Origin of the sequence: Brucella pseudintermedia (assembly GCF_008932435.1) — a bacterium.
In the GTDB taxonomy this organism is placed as follows: domain Bacteria; phylum Pseudomonadota; class Alphaproteobacteria; order Rhizobiales; family Rhizobiaceae; genus Brucella; species Brucella pseudintermedia.
Genome location: NZ_WBWE01000005.1, coordinates 176,479 through 195,185, shown reverse-complemented (window position 1 = coordinate 195,185; position 18,707 = coordinate 176,479). Strand labels below are relative to the sequence as shown.

The following is an 18,707-nucleotide window of genomic DNA, read 5'->3' as shown; positions in this document are numbered from 1 at the left end:
GCAAACCTGTGGCCCAGCCGGGTAACAAACCGCTTATTCTCTTTCGGGACGACAAGGCGGGCCGCGACGTGCTGTTCGCGGCCCCCTCGGCGATCATCCGCGCCGACACGCCGGAGGAGTTCGATCCGGCATGGGATGCTATGCAAGAGGCGCACAAGGCCGGAAAGTGGCTTGCGGGCTATCTTTCCTATGAGGCTGGCTATCTTCTCGAACCCAAGCTCAAACCGCTTCTTCCGGAGGGGCGCCATGCGCCGCTTCTCTGCTTCGGCGTGTTTGACGGCCCGTCCGATGAGCGAATGCACGGCCACAGCGAAGACAATGCCACCTTTCTGCGCAATCCGGTCGCGCAATGGTCGTACGAAGACTACGCGCCCCGTTTCGAGCGCTTGCACCAGCATTTGCGCGAAGGCGATTGCTATCAGGGCAACCTAACCTTCCCGATCCACGCGGAATGGGACGGCGACCCGCTGGTCCTGTTCAACATGCTCGCGAAGCGTCAGCCGGTTCGCTACGCGACCTATTGCGATCTCGGTGGACCGATCATCCTGTCGCGATCGCCGGAACTTTTCTTCGAGGTCGATGGCGACGGGTGGATCGAAACGCATCCGATGAAAGGCACCATGCCGCGCGGCGCAACGCCAGAAGAAGACGAGCGTAACCGCCAGTTTCTGCTGAACGATCCCAAGAATCAGGCTGAAAACCGCATGATTGTCGATCTGTTGCGCAATGATATTTCGCTCATCAGCGAAGTAGGCTCGCTCGACGTGCCGGAACTCTTTCGCGTTGAAACCTATCCCACTGTCCATCAGATGATCAGCCGCGTGCGGGCCAGACTGAAAGAAAACCTGTCCCTGCGCGCGCTTTTTGCCGCCCTCTTCCCGTGCGGCTCGATCACCGGCGCGCCGAAGATCAGCGCCATGGAAATCCTGCGTAAGCTGGAGACCGGGCCGCGAGACATCTATTGCGGCTCGCTCGGCTGGATCGAACCAAGCGGACGCATGCGTTTCAACGTTGCCATCCGCACGATCTCGCTTCTGGATGAAAATCGTGCGATCTTCAATGTCGGGGGCGGTGTGGTCTTCGATTCCACGGCGCAAGCGGAGTACGAGGAATGTCTTCTGAAAGCACGGTTCGCGGCACTGTCGAGCCACAAGGGGCACAGGCCGTGACGACCGAACCCGATTACCAACTGATCGAAACCATGCGCTCGGAGCCGCTCTCCGGCATTCTGCGCTTCGACTTGCATATGGCGCGCCTTGAAAATTCCGCGCGTGAATTGGGCTTTGCCTGCAATATGGAAGCCATTCGGCAAAAGCTCGCGGAAACCGGGTCCGGTGAACAAGCCTTGAAGCTGCGGCTGGCGCTCGCTCCCGACGGGGTCGTCACTGTCTCAAGCGTTCCCTATGAACCATTGCCGTCCCAGACGGTCTGGCGGATCGCGATTGCCCGCACACGTCTCAAGCACGACGATCCCCTGTTGCGCCACAAGACGACACGGCGGCAGGCCTATATCGCGGCTCGCGAAGAGTACTCGCCGGCAGAGATAGACGAAGTCATCCTGCTCAATGATCGGGGCGAGGTCTGCGAAGGAACCATTACCTCGATATTTCTGGATGTCGGCGGTGCGGCCTGCAGGACGCCGGCCCTTTCATGCGGCCTTCTCGACGGGGTGCTGCGGCGTGAATTGCTGAACGACAATGTCGTTGAAGAGGGAATCGTTACCGTCGAAACGCTGAAAAACGCGCGCAACATTCTTGTCGGCAATTCATTGCGCGGCATGATCCAGGCAAAGCTGGTCGATAACTGAAATCCTAATATCCATTAAACATGTATTGATGTCATAGCCTTGTGACGTTTCTTTCTTTCTATGAAGTTGTGTTATCGTTTCCGCACATCAGCTAAAGCGGGTGATAACCTGACCGCAATTCTGCGGCGCGCGAGAGGAAGAAAATGGCGAAAGCGAAATGGCAAGTCTATGGCGAGATAACTGGCCCTGTCATCATGATCGGCTTCGGGTCGATCGGGCGCGGTACCCTGCCGCTGATTGAACGTCATTTCAAATTCGACCAATCACGCATGGTCGTGATCGATCCGAGCGAAGCCAATCGCAAGATCCTTGACGACAAAGGCATTCGCTTCGTCAAGGAAGCGATCACCAAGGACAATTACAAGAAGGTTCTCGGCCCTCTCCTGAAAGGAACGGAGGGCCAGCCCTTCGTCGTCAATCTTTCGGTCGATACCGGATCGCTCGACCTGATGCGTTACGCCCGGGAACATGGCGCGCTTTATATCGATACGGTAGTGGAGCCCTGGCTCGGCTTCTATTTCGATGAAAAAGCCGACAATGCCTCGCGCACCAATTATGCGCTGCGCGAAACGGTCCGGACTGAAAAGCGAAAGAACCCCGGCGGCCCGACCGCGGTTTCCTGCTGCGGCGCAAATCCCGGCATGGTCTCGTGGTTCGTCAAGAAAGCGCTGGTCGACCTTGCGACCGAATTGAAGCTCGATTTCACCGAACCGGCGGCGGATGACCGTCACGGCTGGGCGAAACTGATGAAGAAGGCTGGCGTCAAGGGTATTCATATCGCGGAACGCGACACCCAGCGCGCCAGGGAGCCGAAGCCATTCAACACTTTCTGGAACACATGGTCCGTCGAAGGCTTTATCGCCGAAGGCCTGCAACCGGCGGAACTTGGCTGGGGCAGCCATGAGAAATGGATGCCCAAGAATGCCCGCAAGCAGAAAAAGGGCAACAAGGCCGCGATTTTCCTTGAACAGCCCGGCGGCAATACCCGCATTCGTACATGGTGCCCGACGCTCGGCGCGCAATACGGCCTGCTGGTCACGCACAATGAAGCGATCTCCATCGCCGACTTTTTCACGCTGCGCGACAAGAAAGGCAAGCTCGATTTCCGTCCGACCTGCCACTACGCCTATCACCCGAGCAATGACGCCATTCTGGCGCTTGACGAAATGTTCGGCGCGGGCGGCAAAGCGCAGCCGGTGCAGCACGTTCTGGAAGAGCATGAAATTCTGGATGGCAGCGATGAGCTTGGCGTTCTGCTCTATGGCCACGACAAGAATGCCTATTGGTATGGCTCGCAATTGAGCGTCGAGGAGGCGCGCAAGCTCGCGCCCTATCAGAATGCAACCGGCCTGCAAGTCTCCTCGGCTGTTCTGGCCGGCATGGTCTGGGCATTGGAAAATCCGCGAAGCGGCATCGTCGAGACCGATGAAATGGATTACCGCCGCTGCCTTGAAGTCCAGATGCAGTATCTGGGTCCCGTGAACGGCTATTATACCGACTGGACACCGCTGGAAGGCCGCGGCCACTTGTTCAAGGAAGACCTCGACACCAAGGACCCATGGCAGTTCCGCAATATTCTGGTGCGTTGATCGAACCGGCCCGGTTTCGACCGGGCCATTCGACGAGGAATATGCGTCTGGACCTTTCTCCCCGCCACATGATGAAGCTGATTGCGAGCCGGTTTCCCGACCTGATGGCACTGGTCTGCGGACTGCTCGTTTTGCCATGGATTCTCGGTGTTCCGGGTCACCCGGACAGGTTGGTGGAGCTTGGATGGACAATCGGACTTGTGGCGATTGTCGTCTATCTCGCACTTTACCAGATGACGAAATCCCTTGGCTCCAAGGGCTTGTTCAGGAGCAATATTGCGGTCAATCGCTGTCTCCATCGCACGCTTTGCGCGTCGGCGGTCATCGCAACTGTCATGCTGGCGATATCCGCCATGCTCGTATTCGGGCCATGACGGACAAGCAGAAGGGCCATACGCACCTTTTATCCTGCGCGGCGATCTTGCATCATTGCTAACAAATCGACAGGCTTGACACTTATTCCTCGCAATGAGGACTTGTTTTCGTGCAAGTTTCCATACATCAAACTAATCATCCCGAGCGGTTCCCATCAGCACGGAATCGTTGATACCGCTCTAAATGTCTGGTTACGCATTTCAGACGCCAGCTAAGCTACGGTTCTGGCTCGGAATGCTCAATGGAGAGCATGGATATGAAACGCTTCCGCATCATTGCCCCTCTTGCAGTCATGTCGCTGGCGCTGGCAGCGTGCGAAACGACTGGGCCGGTCGGCGGCAATGTCCCGGTCGTCTCCCGCGCCCCGGCTGGTATCGAAGGTAGCTGGGTCGATCCCAATGGCATCGTTTCGTCCTTCAATGGCGGTATTTTCGAGACGCGCGCTACCGACACGAACGAAAAGCTTGCAGAAGGCAACTATCGTTACCAGTCGCCTCAACTTGTTGAAATCGACATGCGCTCGATCGTGCGCGGCACCTCGTCGAAGGTAAACTGCGCCCTCGTTTCGCAGTCGCAGCTCAACTGCACGTCGTCCTCGGGCTCGCGCTTCTCCCTGACACGTCGCGCGGCCGGTTAAGCAGCGGATTTTTCGCGTAAATCTCAAATATTCACGGCGCGGGAAACACCCGCGCCGATGGAATTGCACCAGCGGCAATTGTCAGGATTGTAATTTGTCTTTTTTTCTCTAGTTTTCCGGCTGAACAGGAGTCGGAAGATGAGTGAGATGGACAAAGTGCAGGAGAAGCCCAACCAGACAACCGGAGCGGAGGCGCAAGGAAAGCTGCCGAAAGTCGGTGTTCTGCTGGTCAATCTCGGCACACCGGATGGCACAAGCTATGGCCCGATGCGCCGCTATCTGGCCGAGTTTCTCTCGGACCGCCGCGTCATCGAATGGCCGCGCCTGATCTGGTATCCGATCCTTTACGGCATCGTGCTCAACACCCGCCCGAAACGGTCCGGCAGGCTTTACGACCGCATCTGGAACCGCGAGAAAAACGAATCTCCATTGCGCACCTATACCCGCGCGCAAGGAGAGAAACTCGCCAGGGCGCTCGCTGAATATCCCAATGTGGTGGTGGATTGGGCGATGCGTTACGGCCAGCCCTCCATTGAAAGCGTCACCGACCGTCTTCTGGAACAGGGTTGCGAGCGGATCGTCATGTTCCCGCTCTACCCGCAATATTCGGCAACGACCACCGCGACGGTGAACGACAAGTTCTTCGAAGCGCTCATGAAGAAGCGCTTCCAGCCGGCAGTGCGCATCGTGCCATCCTATGAAGCGGAGCCGGTCTATATCGAGGCGCTGGCCCGTTCCATCGAGAAACATCTCGAAACGCTTTCCTTCAAGCCGGAAGTGATTCTGGCTTCCTATCATGGCATCCCAAAAAGCTATTCGGACAAGGGCGACCCTTACCGCCAGCAATGCCTTGAAACATCACGCTTACTGCAGGCGCGGCTGGGTCTGGATGACAGCCAGTTTCGTTCCACGTTCCAATCGCGTTTCGGGCCAGAAGAATGGCTCCAGCCCTATACCGACGAAACGGTGGAGGAACTGGCCCGGCATGGGGTCAAGTCGATGGCGGTTCTCAATCCGGGGTTCGTTGCCGACTGTCTGGAAACGGTGGATGAGATCGGCAACGAAGCCGCCGAAGCATTTCTCGAAAACGGTGGCGAGAATTTCAGCCATATTCCCTGTCTCAATGACAGCGAAGACGGCATGAAAGTTATCGAGACACTGGTACGTCGCGAATTGCAGGGTTGGGTATAGATTGAAGGGTGTAAGGCAGTAGGGCAATAAGGCAGTATGTTCTGATCTGTGCTAGATTCCACCTACTGCCTTATTGCCCTACTGCCCTATTGCCTTAAGGAAAAACAATGACCGGTTTCGATATCACGTTGCTCATTCTGGCCGCGCTGGTCCTGGCGACACTGTTTGCCGGCATAAAGACCGTGCCGCAGGGCTTTAATTACACGGTCGAGCGGTTCGGGCGCTATACGCGCACCCTCAATCCCGGCCTCAATCTGATCGTGCCGTTTTTCGACCGTATCGGCGCGCGCCTCAATATGATGGAGCAAGTGCTCGATGTGCCGACGCAGGAAGTCATCACCCGCGACAACGCCATTGTCGGCGTTGACGGCGTGGCTTTCTATCAGGTGCTCAATGCCGCACAGGCGGCCTATCAGGTCGCGAACCTGCAATATGCAATCCTCAACCTGACCATGACGAACATTCGTACTGTCATGGGTTCGATGGATCTCGACGAACTTCTGTCGAACCGCGATGCGATCAATGACCGTCTGCTGCGTGTCGTCGACGAGGCCGCCCATCCGTGGGGCATCAAGATGACTCGCGTGGAAATCAAGGATATCAACCCGCCGGAAGACATCGTGACTTCAATGGCGCGGCAGATGAAGGCCGAGCGCGACAAGCGAGCGCAGGTTCTGGAAGCGGAAGGCGACCGCAACGCGCAGATTCTGCGCGCCGAGGGCCAGAAGCAGTCGCAGATTCTGGAAGCAGAAGGCAAGCTGGAAGCGGCCAAGCGCGAAGCGGAAGCACGCGAACGCCTTGCCGAAGCGGAAGCGAAAGCCACGACCATGGTTTCCGAAGCCGTCGCCAACGGCAATGTGCAGGCGCTCAATTACTTCGTTGCGCAAAAATACACCGAAGCCTTGAGCAATATTGCCAGCGCCAAGAACCAGAAAGTCGTGCTGATGCCTCTTGAGGCAAGCTCTCTCATCGGTTCGCTCGGCGGCATTGGCGCAATCGCCAGAGAAGTCTTTGGGGATGGCAGCAAGCCGGTAGACCCGGCACCGCAGCCGCCAGCCTCATCCCGCCCACGCAGCGTTCCGCCTGCGGGGCGTTAGGGCATTTCCAGCAAAAGTGCGAAGCAGTTTTGCGCAGGATAAGGCGTTAGAATAAATAGCGAGGGCGCCATGGCTATCGAGTTTCTGTCCGGTCTCGGCATCTGGAACTGGCTCGTTTTCGGGCTGGCCCTGCTTATTCTGGAAATTCTGGCGCCCGGATTTTTCTTCATCTGGTTCGGGCTCGCAGCACTTGTCACCGGCGCTCTCGCCTTTCTCCTGTCTTCCACAACGGGTTTTGGCTGGCAGTTTCAGACCGTTGTGTTTCTGGTTCTCGCCGTCATCTTCGTGCTGGCGGGACGCCGCTTCTTTGGCTCGCGCAGCAGCGATGCCGACGAGCCCCTGCTCAACCGTCGCGGCGAGCAGCTGGTCGGCCAGCGCGCCACATTGACGGAACCCATCGTCAATGGCCGCGGCCGCATCCGTATCAACGATACGATGTGGCGCGTGAAAGGACCTGATCTGCCGGCAGGGACGGAAGTCCGCGTGATCGCCTTCGATCCGCTGTCGCTGGAAATCGAAGTCGCTGAATAAACGGACCGGCTCAAAGGCCAATCAGGCCGCGCCTATCCGCAACAGATCGTGGAAATGTACGAGCCCGATCGGGCGTCCGGCCTCGACGACGATCAGCGCGCCGATGTGATTTTCGTTGATCGTATTGAGCGCGGCGGTCGCCAGCATATTCTGGTCAACCGTCTTGGGCTTGCGCGTCATGATTTCATCGACCGTCAATGCCGCAAGGTTACGGCTCAGATTGCGCGAAATATCGCCGTCCGTGACGATACCCGCCAGATTGCCGCCATCATCGACAATCACCACGCAGCCAAAGCTCTTTTGGGCCAATATCTTCATCGCATCAGGCATGGATGTGCCTGTCTTTACCAGCGGCAGGCGTTCGCCCCGGTGCATGATATCGCGGATATGGATCAGACTTGCGCCGAGCGAACCGCCGGGATGAAACGTCTTGAAGTCGCTCGGGGTAAAGCCGCGCGCTTCGAGCAGCGCGATTGCCAGCGCGTCGCCGATAGCAAGCTGCATCATGGTTGAGGTTGTGGGCGCCAGACCATGCGGGCAGGCCTCAGCGGTTTTTGGCAAAAGCAGCACGACATCCGCCGCGCGGCCGAGCGCCGAATTTTCGCCTGCGGTAATCGCGATTAGCGGAATGCGGAAACGCTGCGAATAATTGACGATGCCCTTCAGTTCCGCCGTCTCACCCGACCACGAGATGGCCAGAATGACATCATCGCGACCGATCATGCCGAGATCGCCATGATTGGCTTCTGCCGAATGCACGAAGAATGCCGATGTACCAGTCGAGGCAAAGGTGGCGGCAAGCTTGGAACCGATATGGCCGCTTTTGCCGACGCCCGTTACGACCAGCCGCCCGCGCGAGGCCACGATCAGCTTCACCGCTTCGACGAATGGACCGGAAAGGCCATTGTTCAGCGCCTCTTCCAGCGCGGCGAGGCCCGCATTTTCGGTTTTTATGGTGCGCAACGCCGAGGCGATGGCCGCTTCTGCGTTTGCCGGAGGGATGATCTGATCGAGCTTTTCCATGGCGGCAAGGGTTAACTTCTTCGCAGGCGATTGTCCAAACATTTGTGTGCCGCGAATCGTCCCGGTGCCGGCCGCAGCAACCAAGAATTAACCATGTGCCTTTACCGTTCATCTACCACGTTGCGACGGTTTGAAAACACGACATGCATTTTGCCAAGACCCCATCTGGCGGTTCGACGCCCATTGCCCGCAGGCTGCGATGCCTGTTCCTATCGGGCGTGGCGATGGCAATTTGTCATGGTTCCGCATTTGCACAGGAAGCTTATCTGCGTGGAAGCGTCGCTGAGGATGTGCTTTCAGCCTCTTCGCCAGAGACGCTCGCAAACCGCGGACTTGCCGCACCGGGATACGATAACGGCGCTGGCGAGACGACCGACGACAGTTACACCCCGCCCGAAAACACCGTAGCGACAGACCCGGCTACCACTACGCAAACCGCTCCGACTGTTCCCTTGCCGCAGGATCGCCAGCCGCTTCAATCCGACAATATGCGTGTCGGTTCGGTCGATGCCGAGGCAAGCGAAGATACGGGCCGGGCACAGCGCGAAAATCTGCGGCAGTTGCCTGAGCAGGGGCGCGGTTCCGCACAGGAAGCCGATCCGTTTGCGCCGATCGGCATCCGCACCGGTTCCTTTATCCTGCGGCCTTCGCTTGAGCAGGGTATCCGGGCCACGACCAATGGTGACAATAGCGCAACCGGTTCCAGCGCTGTTCTCAACGAAACAACGTTGCGGCTCAATGCGCAGTCGGATTGGGCGCGCCATCAGGCAACGCTCGACGCTTCGGGCACCTGGTCCAAATCCATTTCGGGAGAAGACGTCTCCGAACCGCGGGTCGACATTCAGGGCAATCTGCGGCTCGATCTCGGCGACCAGACAACGGTCAATACGGGTGCCGGTTACCAGTTGCGCCGCGAAAGCGCATCGAGCCCCTACGGGGTTGTTGGCGCCTTGAAGCGGCCACTGGTTCATACCTTCAACGGCAGTCTCGGCGTCGAACGCGATATGGGGCTGGTGTTTGGTAGCGCCACCGGACGGGTCGAGCACAATATATATGGCGACGCCGAACTGTCATCCGGCGGCACGGTCAGTCAGAAGGACCGCGACAACACCTATGCCAGTATTACGCTGCGCGGCGGCTTCAGCCTGTCATCGGCGATCAAACCCTTTACCGAAATCGAACTCGGCAAGCGCATCTTCGACGAGAAGGTGGACAGCAATGGATATGAGCGCAGCGGATCGCAATTTGCGCTGCGCGGCGGCATGATGCTCGACATGGGCGAGAAACTGAACGGCGAGTTCGCCGCCGGATACATGCGTGCCAATAGCGATGATTCCCGCCTCGGTAACATTAGCGGCCCGTCGATCAATGCTGCGCTCAACTGGTCGCCGCTGCGCGGAACCGATATGCGCCTTTATGCGCAAACAACAGTCGATACCTCGACTACGCCGGGCGTTGCCGGATCGCTCCTGCATTTTGCGAGCCTTGACGTGACCCGCCGCATACGTTCCGACCTCAGCCTCAACGGCAGGCTCGATGCGAATATCCGGCAGAACAAGGACGGGACCGGAACCGACTACACCATCGGCGCACAGATCGGCGCGACCTACTGGATCAATCGTTTTGTCGGCCTGGACGCGCGCCTGCGTCACGAATTCCTGGCGAGCAGGATTTCTGACCGCGAATATAAAGCCGACAGCATCTATCTCGGCGTGAAGGTTCAGCGCTAGAGCGGTTCCTGTTTTTATCGAAATCGTTGGAACCGCTCTATCTGCTTGTCTTTTCCGCATTTCAGAACGCATCGAAGCGGGATTGGAAATCAGTCCAGCGAACTGATTTCCCCGTATAGGCGTTTCAAACTTTTACTGGAAATGCGCTAGAAAAGAGAACGGTACCCCTTTCGGGATGCCGTTTCGGATCGAGATCAGGCGAGCCAGAACAACAAACAGGCAATGGCAAATCCCAGAAGCCCGATAAGGGTTTCAAGAACCGTCCACGTTTTCAATGTCGTCTTGACATCCATGTTGAAGAAACGTCCGACCAGCCAGAAACCGGAATCATTGACGTGGGACAGCATGACAGACCCCGCAGCAAGGGCAATCACCACCGCCGCAGTCTCAAGCCCATGATATCCGGCGGCCTGTACGGCTGGCTGAACAAGTCCGGCAGCAGTGATCAGCGCGACGGTTGCGGAGCCTTGCGCCACGCGCAAAATCGTTGCGAGCAGGAAGCCCGCCGCGATGACGGGCAGTCCCGTATTCGCGAACGCGGTGGACAGGGCGTCGCCAATGCCGGAAGCGCGCAGCACGCCGCCGAACATTCCGCCTGCGCCCGTGATCAGGATAATGGAGCAGACCGGACCGAGCGCTGAATCGAGAACGCGTTCCACGCTGGCTGCATCCCTGCCGCGCCGCGGCCCGAGCACATAGGAGGCCACCAGCACTGCCACCAGAAGCGCAACCGGAGTTGACCCGATCATTCGCGCCAGCTGATACCAGTTTGTATCAGCGCTGACCCAGCCCTGCGCACGGGCAAAATCGAGGCCCGTATTGATGAAGATAAGAACCAGCGGCAGAAGAAGAAGCAAAATGACCAGACTGGAACTTGGGGGATTTACAGCTTCATCCGCTTTCTTCCCCGCATCGAAACTGTCCGGAATGGGGAGATTGATCCGCTTGCCGATCCAGGCGCCGAAAAGGTGCCCGGCGATAAACCAGACGGGGATGACGACGACGATCCCGACGAGCACAAGAAGTCCCACATCCGCGCCGAGCAGTTCCGATGCCGCGACCGGGCCCGGATGCGGGGGCACGAAAACATGCATCACCGAAAAGGCTGCGGCAACCGGGATGCCATAGAGCAGCAGACTTCCCTTGAGTCGCCGCCCGACAGTGAAGACCACCGGGAGCATCACGACCAGTCCGGCATCGAAAAAGATGGGGAAGCCGAAAATCAGCGATGCGATGCCCAGCGCCATAGGTGCGCGTTCTTCGCCGAACCGCCTGATGAGATCATCGGCGAGCGCCTGTGCGCCGCCCGATATTTCAAGCAATCGGCCCAGCATTGCGCCAAGCCCCACCAGAAGCGCCACCCCGCCAAGGGTCGAACCGAAGGCAGATGTGATGGTGGTCAGGATGTTGCCCGCCGGAATGCCGGTCGCAAGCGCCGTCAGAAGACTGACGATCACAAGCGCGACGAAGGCGTGAACACGAAACCGGATAATGAGCAAAAGCAATAAGAGGACAGCGCCAACCGCTATCGAGATGAGCGCACCTGCCCCCATCGTCTGCTGGAATTCCTGCATGCTTTATTCCTTTTGTGGGAGGAGCCCGTTTGATCCATGCACCCAAAAGCTGTTTCACACTTTTAGGGGTTACATATTAGGTAAATTACCTATCATCGTCGTGCGGAAAAGCAAATTACACGAAATAGTGCTTCAATCACAAAAAAACGCCCCCTTTTCAGGGGGCGTGACCAGAGACCATGCCGGATTTATCAGGCTGGCTTGATGGTATTCAGCAGATGGCCAATCGAGCCTTCGACCGAAGGGCGAATATCGTTGCGCCACAAGGCAAAAGCGACATTGGCCTCGATAAAGCCGGCCTTGGAGCCGCAGTCGAATGTCAGGCCCTGATAGTTGAAGCCGAAGAATTTCTGCGCGTCGGCAAGCTTGAGCATCGCATCGGTCAGCTGGATTTCATTGCCGGCGCCTTTTTCCTGCTTGCTCAGAAGCTCGAAGATTTCCGGCTGCAGGATATAGCGGCCATTGATATAAAGATTGGAGGGCGCTGTTCCCTTGGCGGGCTTTTCGACCATCTGGGTGATCTCGAAACCGCTGCCGATGGTCTCGCCCTTGCCGACGATGCCATATTTATGGGCCTCTTCCGGGTCGCATTCCTGCACGGCAATAACATTGCCGCCGGTCTTTTCGTAAAGCTCGACCATTTCCTTCAGGCAGCCTTTCTTGGACTGCATGACCATATCCGGCAGCAGCAAGGCAAACGGCTCGTCACCGACGAGCTCGCGCGCGCACCAGACTGCATGGCCAAGGCCGAGCGGCACCTGCTGGCGGGTGAAGCTGGTCGTTCCCGGCTGTGGCTGGATATCCTGAAGATGCTCCAGTTCCGCCGTCTTGCCGCGCTCTGCGAGCGTGGAATAGAGTTCGACCTGCGCATCGAAATAGTCTTCGATAACTGCTTTGTTGCGTCCGGTGACGAAAATCAGATGTTCGATACCAGCTTCGCGCGCCTCATCGACTACATATTGGATGACGGGCTTGTCCACGACCGTCAGCATTTCTTTCGGGATCGATTTGGTGGCGGGCAGGAAACGGGTGCCAAGACCTGCGACAGGGAACACGGCCTTGCGAATTTTTCGGATCGAACTCATTCCTCTCCTCGATTTCACTATTTCAGGTTTGCTATCAAAGCATTGAAACGACTGAATTTCAAATAAGGCGTTTTCATTAAGGAACGACGAAATTGCGAGGCTGGTCCCATCACATTCCATGACCGGACCTTAATCTTGCTTGATTCAAAAATTCCGGAAACTTGCAGCGAATTTTTATCCGGATTGGCCATGGTAAACCAATTGCTAACCGAAAGGTCCTAATTTGATCGTTCAACATTCGACTAGGAATTTTCTGCTGGCTCAAATTCAACACAGGATGGTATTAATTTCTTGATGCAATCCGGAGCAAGCAGATCCAAATCGAAGGGAAACGCGCCGGTATCGGCTAAATTTGATTGCAGAAGGGAAACACAGAATGCTGCGATTTCCATTCACGGTGAGCCCGTCAATGAAGCTGAAAGCTGCAACGGTTGCGATAGCTGCGCTCGCCTCAACGCTGACAACCGGTTCTGCGCTGGCCGATGCGCAATTTCGCCAATGGGTCGCCAGCTTCCGTCCTGACGCCATAAAGGCAGGTGTTTCGCCCTCCACGTTCGACCGCGCGTTTCGCGGCGTGGATGCGCCGGACCCGGTAGTCCTGCAAAAGGCCCGCTACCAGCCTGAATTTACCGAGCCCGTCTGGAACTACATCGATAACCGGGTAAACGAGCAGTCCGTCGCAGTCGGCCAGAGCATGGCGCGCAAATGGGGGCCGTGGCTCAAGCGCATCGAGCAGCATTTCTCGGTCGATCGCAATATCCTGCTCGCCATCTGGTCGATGGAAAGCAATTACGGCGAAATCCTCAAGCGCGACGATGTCATGCGTGACGCCGTGCGTTCGCTCGCCACGCTTGCCTATGCGGACCAGCGCCGCGCCAAGTATGGCCGCACACAGCTTATTGCCGCAATGAAGATTCTCCAGACCGGGGATATCGACCGCGGCCATCTTTCCGGTTCCTGGGCCGGTGCGCTTGGGCACACACAATTCATCCCGACCAGCTATCATGCTTATGCCGTTGACGTGGACGGCAATGGCAAGCGCGATATCTGGAACTCGGTACCCGATGCGCTTGGCACCGCTGCGAATCTATTGCATCGCAATGGTTGGCAGCCGGGCCGTACCTGGGGCTATGAAGTTTCGCTTCCAGCGGGACGCAAGTTCCCTAGCGGCTCGCTCTCGATCGCCGAATGGCAGAAGATCGGGATTGTCCGGGCCAATGGACGCGCCTTCCCCGATCCGAATGAAAAGGCAACACTGAAAGTGCCGGACGGCCGTCAGGGACCTGCCTTCCTGATGACGAAGAACTTCTTCGTGTTGAAACGCTATAATAATGCCGACAAATATGCGCTGGCCGTCGGCCTGCTTGCGGACCGGATCGGTGGCTATCAGGGCCTGCGGCAGGACTGGAACCGCCCGTTCACGCCCATCTCAATGGACGAACGGCTGGAGTTGCAGACCCATTTGAAGGCACTCGGCTACTATGACGGCAATATAGACGGCAAGATCGGCTCCACGTCGCGCGCGGCCATCGAAGCCTTCCAGCAACGGAACGGACTTCAGCCGGACGGCCATCCGAGCAAGGAAGTTCTGTCGGTCCTGCGCCGCCGTTAAGCTGACGGATTGATCCAATGGGCGCACTTGAACGGAAGTGCGCCCATTTTGTTTTTCAACATCGTCGAGCTAATATACAGGCATGAAGGCGAGACGAATGCACGAAAGTCGAAAATTGCGGAAGCTGGTGAAGGCTGCTGGCACGGTGCTCGCTCTCGCAGCGCTTCTGTTTTCAGCCATCGCCACGGCATCTGCGCAGGAGCGCCCGCGCACGCTTTTCGATCTGTTGTTCGGCCCCCGGCAAGCGCAACCACAGCGGCAATACCAGCAGCCCGCGCCGCAGCGCGCGCGGCCCAAACCGAAACGGCCCAAGGCGGCTTCCCCGGCTTCGCGTCCGGCGCCGCCGCCGGCGGCGAGTCCCGCTGTCGAAGTGGTGGACAAGAAGCCGGATGCCAAGAAGATTCTGGTTGTCGGAGATTTCATTGGAAACGGTCTTGCCGAAGGGCTTGACCTTGCCTTCGCTTCGGATCCCGACCTCAAGGTCGTATCGCGCATCAACGGCTCATCCGGCTTTGTCCGCAATGACCATTTCGACTGGCCCAGCAATATTGGCAAGATACTGGATGAGGAGAAGCCTGCTGCCCTCGTGGTGATGATCGGCGCGAATGACAGACAGGCGATGACCGAGAAGGGCGTGAGCCTGCCGCCCCGGTCGCCGGAATGGAACGAGGAATACCAGAAGCGCGTCGCGGCTTTCATCAAGGTGATCGGTGACCGGCACGTCCCGTTCGCCTGGATCGGCCAGCCGCCTTTTCGTCCGAAGGGCATGTCGCAGGATATGCTGGCGCTCAACGAAATCCACCGCACCGCTACGGAAAAGGCAGGGGGCAAATTCGCCGATGTCTGGGATGGTTTCGTCGATGAAGAAGGCAATTTTACCCAGACCGGCTTCGATATAAACGGCCAGACCGCGCGCCTTCGCGGGAATGATGGCATCAACATAACTTCGGCGGGCAAGCGCAAGCTTGCTTTCTATGCCGAAAAGCCGCTTCGCGCCTATCTCGGCGGAGCAAAGGAAGAGGATCAGCCCTTGCCCGCAGCAGGCGCGCATGATCCGTCAAAGCCGGTTGATCGCGTAGCGCCGGTCAGCATTCGCGATATCGACAAGGATGAAAGCGGCGTCCTGCTTGGCGGCAACCTCGCAGCGCGCCCGCAAGCTGCACGCCTCCCCCGAAATGACGGCAAGCCGTCCCCCGGTCGGGCAGATGATTTTTCCTGGCCGCAGAAGAGCGCAAATCCCTAGTTTTTTGGCCGCATCAGCGTGATTGAACTATCACTTTCCGGATAGTGGGAAGATTTTCGCTGTCCACATAATTCTAAATGCTACATTCCCCCCTGTTCACACGGGCGTTTGCATCGTCTATCAGAAGGCACCGTCTGCCTGAAAAAGGCTGGACAGGAAGGGCGCTGTACTCCCGCGATTGCGAGATGCTTTGAGCGCCCGTCAGAAAACAAGAGGCATTTGAATGAATATTGCATCAAAGCCTTCTGTCGATCCACATCGGGAGGAGGAACCCCATCTTGCACGCAATTTGTCCAACCGGCACCTTCAGCTGATTGCCATTGGCGGGGCCATCGGCACCGGCCTTTTCATGGGCTCGGGAAAGACGATTTCGCTGGCAGGTCCTTCGATCCTGCTCGTCTATGCGGTGATCGGCTTCATGCTGTTCTTCGTCATGCGCGCACTGGGCGAAATCCTGCTGTCCAATCTGGAATATCGCTCCTTTGCGGATTTCGCGGGCGATTATCTGGGGCCATGGGCGCAGTTCTTCACCGGCTGGACCTACTGGCTCTGCTGGATTGTGACTGGTGTAGCGGACGTCGTTGCCGTTTCAGGCTACGTCTCGTTCTGGTTCCCTGAACTGGCGCTCTGGATACCGGCGCTGGGCCTGATCTTCACGCTTCTGGCGCTCAATCTGCCAACCGTGCGCAATTTCGGTGAAATCGAATTCTGGTTCGCCCTCATCAAGATCGTGGCCATCGTCGCGCTGATTATCGCTGGCGTCTACATGCTCTCGACTGGCTTCACGCTTCCGAACGGCAGCCAGGCATCGGTTGCGCATCTCTGGAACCATGGCGGCTTCTTCCCCAACGGTTTCCTTGGCTTCGTCGCCGGTTTCCAGATCGCGGTCTTTGCCTTCGTCGGCATTGAACTCGTCGGCACTGCGGCTGCGGAAACCAAGGACCCGGTGCGCAATCTGCCCAAGGCGATCAACTCCATCCCGATCCGCGTGGTGCTGTTCTATCTCGGGGCGCTGTTCGTCATCATCACGGTCATTCCGTGGGACCAAGTGGACCCGAATTCGAGCCCCTTCGTCGCCATGTTCTCGCTTGCCGGTCTTGGCATTGCGGCGCATGTGGTGAATTTCGTCGTGTTGACCTCGGCAACGTCGAGCGCCAATTCGGGCATCTATTCGACCTCGCGCATGATCTACGGTCTGGCGACTTCCAAACTGGCGCCAAAGGCGCTTGGCAAGCTGAACAAGCGAAAAGTACCGGTTAATTCCCTGTTCTTCTCGTGCGTTTTCCTGCTTGCAGGTGTGGTGCTGCTTTATGCGGGCCAGAGCATCATTGAAGCCTTCACCATCGTGACGACTATTTCGGCGCTGCTTTTCATCTTCATCTGGTCAATCATTCTGGCGTCTTATCTGCAATATCGCCGCAAGCGCCCGGACCTGCATGAAAAGTCCACCTTCAAGATGCCCGGCGGTCGCGCCGCCGTCGCGATGGTCTTCGCCTTCTTCGCCTTCATTCTGTGGGCACTGGCGCAAAAGCCGGATACTGCTGCAGCACTGAAAATCACGCCGCTGTGGTTCGTGCTTCTCGCCGTCGCTTATCTGGTGATGAAATCACGGCGAAGCCAAGGTTAAGCCGGATATCACAACGCAAAAAGCCCGGAATTTCCTCCGGGCTTTTTCAGTTTAATCGCTTGTCTCTCAACGAGGCAGGACAGAGCTGCCCATCAAGTCGGCGTCGATGGCATGGGCCGCCTGACGGCCTTCGCGGATTGCCCAGACGACCAGCGACTGGCCGCGACGCACGTCGCCTGCGGCATAGAGCTTGTCGACATTGGTGCGGTAATCCCGCTCATTGGCCTTGACCGACTTGGAGCCGCGACGGTCGGTTACGATATCGAGCTTGTCGCCCAGTTCCTTGACCACGCTGTTTTCCGCCGGGCCGGCAAAGCCGATGGCGATGAAGGCAAGATCGGCCTTGATGAAGAACTCGGTTCCGGCAATCGGCTTGCGCTTTTCATCGACCTGACAGCACTTGACGTGGGTCAGACGCCCGTCCTCGCCGATGAATTCCAATGTCGCCACCTGAAATTCGCGCGATGCGCCTTCCGCCTGGCTGGAAGAGGTGCGCATCTTGGTTGCCCAATAGGGCCAGACGCTGAGCTTGTCTTCCTTTTCCGGCGGCTGCGGACGGATATCGAGCTGGGTGACGTTGACCGCACCCTGACGGAAAGCCGTGCCGACGCAATCCGACGCCGTATCGCCGCCGCCGACCACCACGACATGCTTGCCGCCAGCCAGGATCGGAGCCGAAGCCCAGGCAACGGATTCGATATTTTCGCGCCCCACGCGACGGTTCTGCTGGACCAGATAAGGCATCGCGTCGTGCACGCCTTCAAGATCGGCGCCGGGAATGCCCGCCGGACGCGGGGTTTCCGATCCACCGCTGTAAAGCACGGCATCGTAAGTATCGAGGAGACCGCGCAACGGCTTGTCCACGCCGATATTCACGCCGCACAGGAAGCGAACGCCCTCGCCTTCCATTTGCGCCACGCGGCGGTCAATGAGGTGCTTTTCCATCTTGAAATCGGGAATGCCGTAGCGCAGCAACCCGCCGGGCCGGCTCTCGCGCTCATAGACATCGACCATGTGACCGGCGCGCGCAAGCTGCTGCGCAGCCGCGAGACCGGCCGGGCCGGAACCGATGATCGCGACCGACTTGCCGGTCTTGTTGGCGGCCGGTTGCGGAACGATATGGCCGAGCTCATAAGCCTTGTCGCCCAGCGCCTGTTCGACCGTCTTGATCGCAACCGGCATATCTTCAAGGTTCAGCGTGCAGGCTTCCTCGCAAGGGGCGGGGCAGATGCGACCCGTAAATTCCGGGAAATTATTGGTCAGATGCAGGTTGCGGATCGCCTGATCCCAGTTGTTGTTATAGACAAGATCGTTCCAGTCCGGGATCTGGTTGTGCACGGGGCAGCCCGTTGGCCCATGGCAGAATGGAATGCCGCAATCCATGCAGCGCGCTGCCTGCTTCTGCACTTCGCCATCCGTCATTGGAATGGTGAATTCGCGGAAGTGGCGGATACGATCCGACGCTGGCTGGTACTTTGCCACCTGCCGGTCGATTTCCAGAAAACCAGTTACCTTACCCATATTATTCTCCTCTCGCTGTGCGAGGCTCGCGGTGCCGTGCGCCATCCCAGGCGCACAAGCACTGC

16 protein-coding genes are annotated in these 18,707 nt (G+C 58.0%); 12 read left to right on the top strand and 4 right to left on the bottom strand.

Features of this window, described 5'->3' with window-relative positions:
• Nucleotides 1-8: 8 nt before the first annotated feature.
• From F9K78_RS08805 to F9K78_RS08770, 8 genes are all read left to right on the top strand, one after another.
• Nucleotides 9-1,169, top strand: coding sequence for an aminodeoxychorismate synthase component I (locus tag F9K78_RS08805; RefSeq protein ID WP_121985441.1), 1,161 nt, complete (start codon nt 9-11; stop codon nt 1,167-1,169).
• Nucleotides 1,112-1,807: an aminotransferase class IV family protein gene (locus F9K78_RS08800; RefSeq protein ID WP_151682171.1), complete on the top strand. Its 696-nt coding sequence runs from the start codon at nt 1,112-1,114 to the stop codon at nt 1,805-1,807. Before F9K78_RS08805 ends, F9K78_RS08800 begins: the two co-directional genes overlap by 58 nt.
• Nucleotides 1,808-1,950: 143 nt before the next feature.
• Entirely contained in the window at nt 1,951-3,396 is a 1,446-nt protein-coding gene (locus F9K78_RS08795; RefSeq protein WP_121985442.1) for a homospermidine synthase, read from the top strand.
• A 41-nt stretch (nt 3,397-3,437) separates the two neighbouring features.
• Entirely contained in the window at nt 3,438-3,770 is a 333-nt protein-coding gene (locus tag F9K78_RS08790; protein ID WP_121985514.1) for a hypothetical protein, read from the top strand.
• Between the two features lie 257 nt (nt 3,771-4,027).
• Complete coding sequence (omp10, locus tag F9K78_RS08785) at nt 4,028-4,408, top strand: outer membrane lipoprotein Omp10 (protein WP_121983528.1); 381 nt, start codon at nt 4,028-4,030, stop codon at nt 4,406-4,408.
• A 138-nt stretch (nt 4,409-4,546) separates the two neighbouring features.
• Nucleotides 4,547-5,599, top strand: coding sequence for a ferrochelatase (gene hemH / locus F9K78_RS08780; RefSeq protein ID WP_121985443.1), 1,053 nt, complete (start codon nt 4,547-4,549; stop codon nt 5,597-5,599).
• A gap of 107 nt (nt 5,600-5,706) precedes the next feature.
• Entirely contained in the window at nt 5,707-6,696 is a 990-nt protein-coding gene (locus tag F9K78_RS08775; protein ID WP_121985444.1) for an SPFH domain-containing protein, read from the top strand.
• A gap of 69 nt (nt 6,697-6,765) precedes the next feature.
• Entirely contained in the window at nt 6,766-7,227 is a 462-nt protein-coding gene (locus tag F9K78_RS08770) for an NfeD family protein (protein ID WP_121985445.1), read from the top strand.
• A gap of 21 nt (nt 7,228-7,248) precedes the next feature.
• Here the strand turns inward: F9K78_RS08770 and F9K78_RS08765 are convergent, their stop codons facing one another.
• Nucleotides 7,249-8,250 (bottom strand): KpsF/GutQ family sugar-phosphate isomerase, encoded by a 1,002-nt coding sequence (locus F9K78_RS08765; RefSeq protein WP_121983527.1) that lies wholly within the window; start codon nt 8,248-8,250, stop codon nt 7,249-7,251.
• A gap of 143 nt (nt 8,251-8,393) precedes the next feature.
• On the opposite strand from F9K78_RS08765, the gene F9K78_RS08760 reads away from it, so the two are divergent.
• Nucleotides 8,394-9,980, top strand: a complete 1,587-nt coding sequence (locus tag F9K78_RS08760) for an outer membrane beta-barrel protein (RefSeq protein WP_121985446.1) — start codon at nt 8,394-8,396, stop codon at nt 9,978-9,980.
• Between the two features lie 194 nt (nt 9,981-10,174).
• Here the strand turns inward: F9K78_RS08760 and F9K78_RS08755 are convergent, their stop codons facing one another.
• Nucleotides 10,175-11,554, bottom strand: a complete 1,380-nt coding sequence (locus tag F9K78_RS08755) for a GntP family permease (RefSeq protein WP_122066825.1) — start codon at nt 11,552-11,554, stop codon at nt 10,175-10,177.
• 191 nt (nt 11,555-11,745) lie between these two features.
• Nucleotides 11,746-12,639 (bottom strand): UTP--glucose-1-phosphate uridylyltransferase GalU, encoded by an 894-nt coding sequence (galU, locus tag F9K78_RS08750; RefSeq protein WP_121985448.1) that lies wholly within the window; start codon nt 12,637-12,639, stop codon nt 11,746-11,748.
• A 376-nt stretch (nt 12,640-13,015) separates the two neighbouring features.
• Between galU and F9K78_RS08745 the strand changes: the two genes are divergently transcribed.
• From F9K78_RS08745 to cycA, 3 genes are all read left to right on the top strand, one after another.
• The gene (locus F9K78_RS08745; RefSeq protein ID WP_121985449.1) at nt 13,016-14,251 is read left to right on the top strand and encodes a lytic murein transglycosylase; all 1,236 of its coding nucleotides are present in this window, start codon (nt 13,016-13,018) and stop codon (nt 14,249-14,251) included.
• A gap of 97 nt (nt 14,252-14,348) precedes the next feature.
• A complete protein-coding gene (locus F9K78_RS08740) occupies nt 14,349-15,494 on the top strand; it encodes an SGNH/GDSL hydrolase family protein (RefSeq protein WP_121985450.1) in 1,146 nt (381 codons plus the stop codon).
• Between the two features lie 223 nt (nt 15,495-15,717).
• Complete coding sequence (cycA, locus tag F9K78_RS08735; RefSeq protein WP_121985451.1) at nt 15,718-17,121, top strand: D-serine/D-alanine/glycine transporter; 1,404 nt, start codon at nt 15,718-15,720, stop codon at nt 17,119-17,121.
• 66 nt (nt 17,122-17,187) lie between these two features.
• On the opposite strand, the gene F9K78_RS08730 is transcribed toward cycA, so the two are convergent.
• Nucleotides 17,188-18,642, bottom strand: coding sequence for a glutamate synthase subunit beta (locus F9K78_RS08730; RefSeq protein ID WP_121985452.1), 1,455 nt, complete (start codon nt 18,640-18,642; stop codon nt 17,188-17,190).
• Nucleotides 18,643-18,707 lie beyond the last annotated feature (65 nt).

Coding starts and splice junctions, on each gene's coding strand:
- F9K78_RS08795 (WP_121985442.1), top strand. CDS start 1,951: ATGGCGAAAGCGAAATGGCAAGTCTATGGCGAGATAACTGGCCCTGTC.
- F9K78_RS08790 (WP_121985514.1), top strand. CDS start 3,438: ATGCGTCTGGACCTTTCTCCCCGCCACATGATGAAGCTGATTGCGAGC.
- F9K78_RS08770 (WP_121985445.1), top strand. CDS start 6,766: ATGGCTATCGAGTTTCTGTCCGGTCTCGGCATCTGGAACTGGCTCGTT.
- F9K78_RS08730 (WP_121985452.1), bottom strand. CDS start 18,642: ATGGGTAAGGTAACTGGTTTTCTGGAAATCGACCGGCAGGTGGCAAAG.
- F9K78_RS08775 (WP_121985444.1), top strand. CDS start 5,707: ATGACCGGTTTCGATATCACGTTGCTCATTCTGGCCGCGCTGGTCCTG.
- F9K78_RS08740 (WP_121985450.1), top strand. CDS start 14,349: ATGCACGAAAGTCGAAAATTGCGGAAGCTGGTGAAGGCTGCTGGCACG.
- galU (WP_121985448.1), bottom strand. CDS start 12,639: ATGAGTTCGATCCGAAAAATTCGCAAGGCCGTGTTCCCTGTCGCAGGT.
- omp10 (WP_121983528.1), top strand. CDS start 4,028: ATGAAACGCTTCCGCATCATTGCCCCTCTTGCAGTCATGTCGCTGGCG.
- F9K78_RS08755 (WP_122066825.1), bottom strand. CDS start 11,554: ATGCAGGAATTCCAGCAGACGATGGGGGCAGGTGCGCTCATCTCGATA.
- F9K78_RS08745 (WP_121985449.1), top strand. CDS start 13,016: ATGCTGCGATTTCCATTCACGGTGAGCCCGTCAATGAAGCTGAAAGCT.
- cycA (WP_121985451.1), top strand. CDS start 15,718: ATGAATATTGCATCAAAGCCTTCTGTCGATCCACATCGGGAGGAGGAA.
- F9K78_RS08800 (WP_151682171.1), top strand. CDS start 1,112: ATGTCTTCTGAAAGCACGGTTCGCGGCACTGTCGAGCCACAAGGGGCA.
- F9K78_RS08760 (WP_121985446.1), top strand. CDS start 8,394: ATGCATTTTGCCAAGACCCCATCTGGCGGTTCGACGCCCATTGCCCGC.
- hemH (WP_121985443.1), top strand. CDS start 4,547: ATGAGTGAGATGGACAAAGTGCAGGAGAAGCCCAACCAGACAACCGGA.
- F9K78_RS08765 (WP_121983527.1), bottom strand. CDS start 8,250: ATGGAAAAGCTCGATCAGATCATCCCTCCGGCAAACGCAGAAGCGGCC.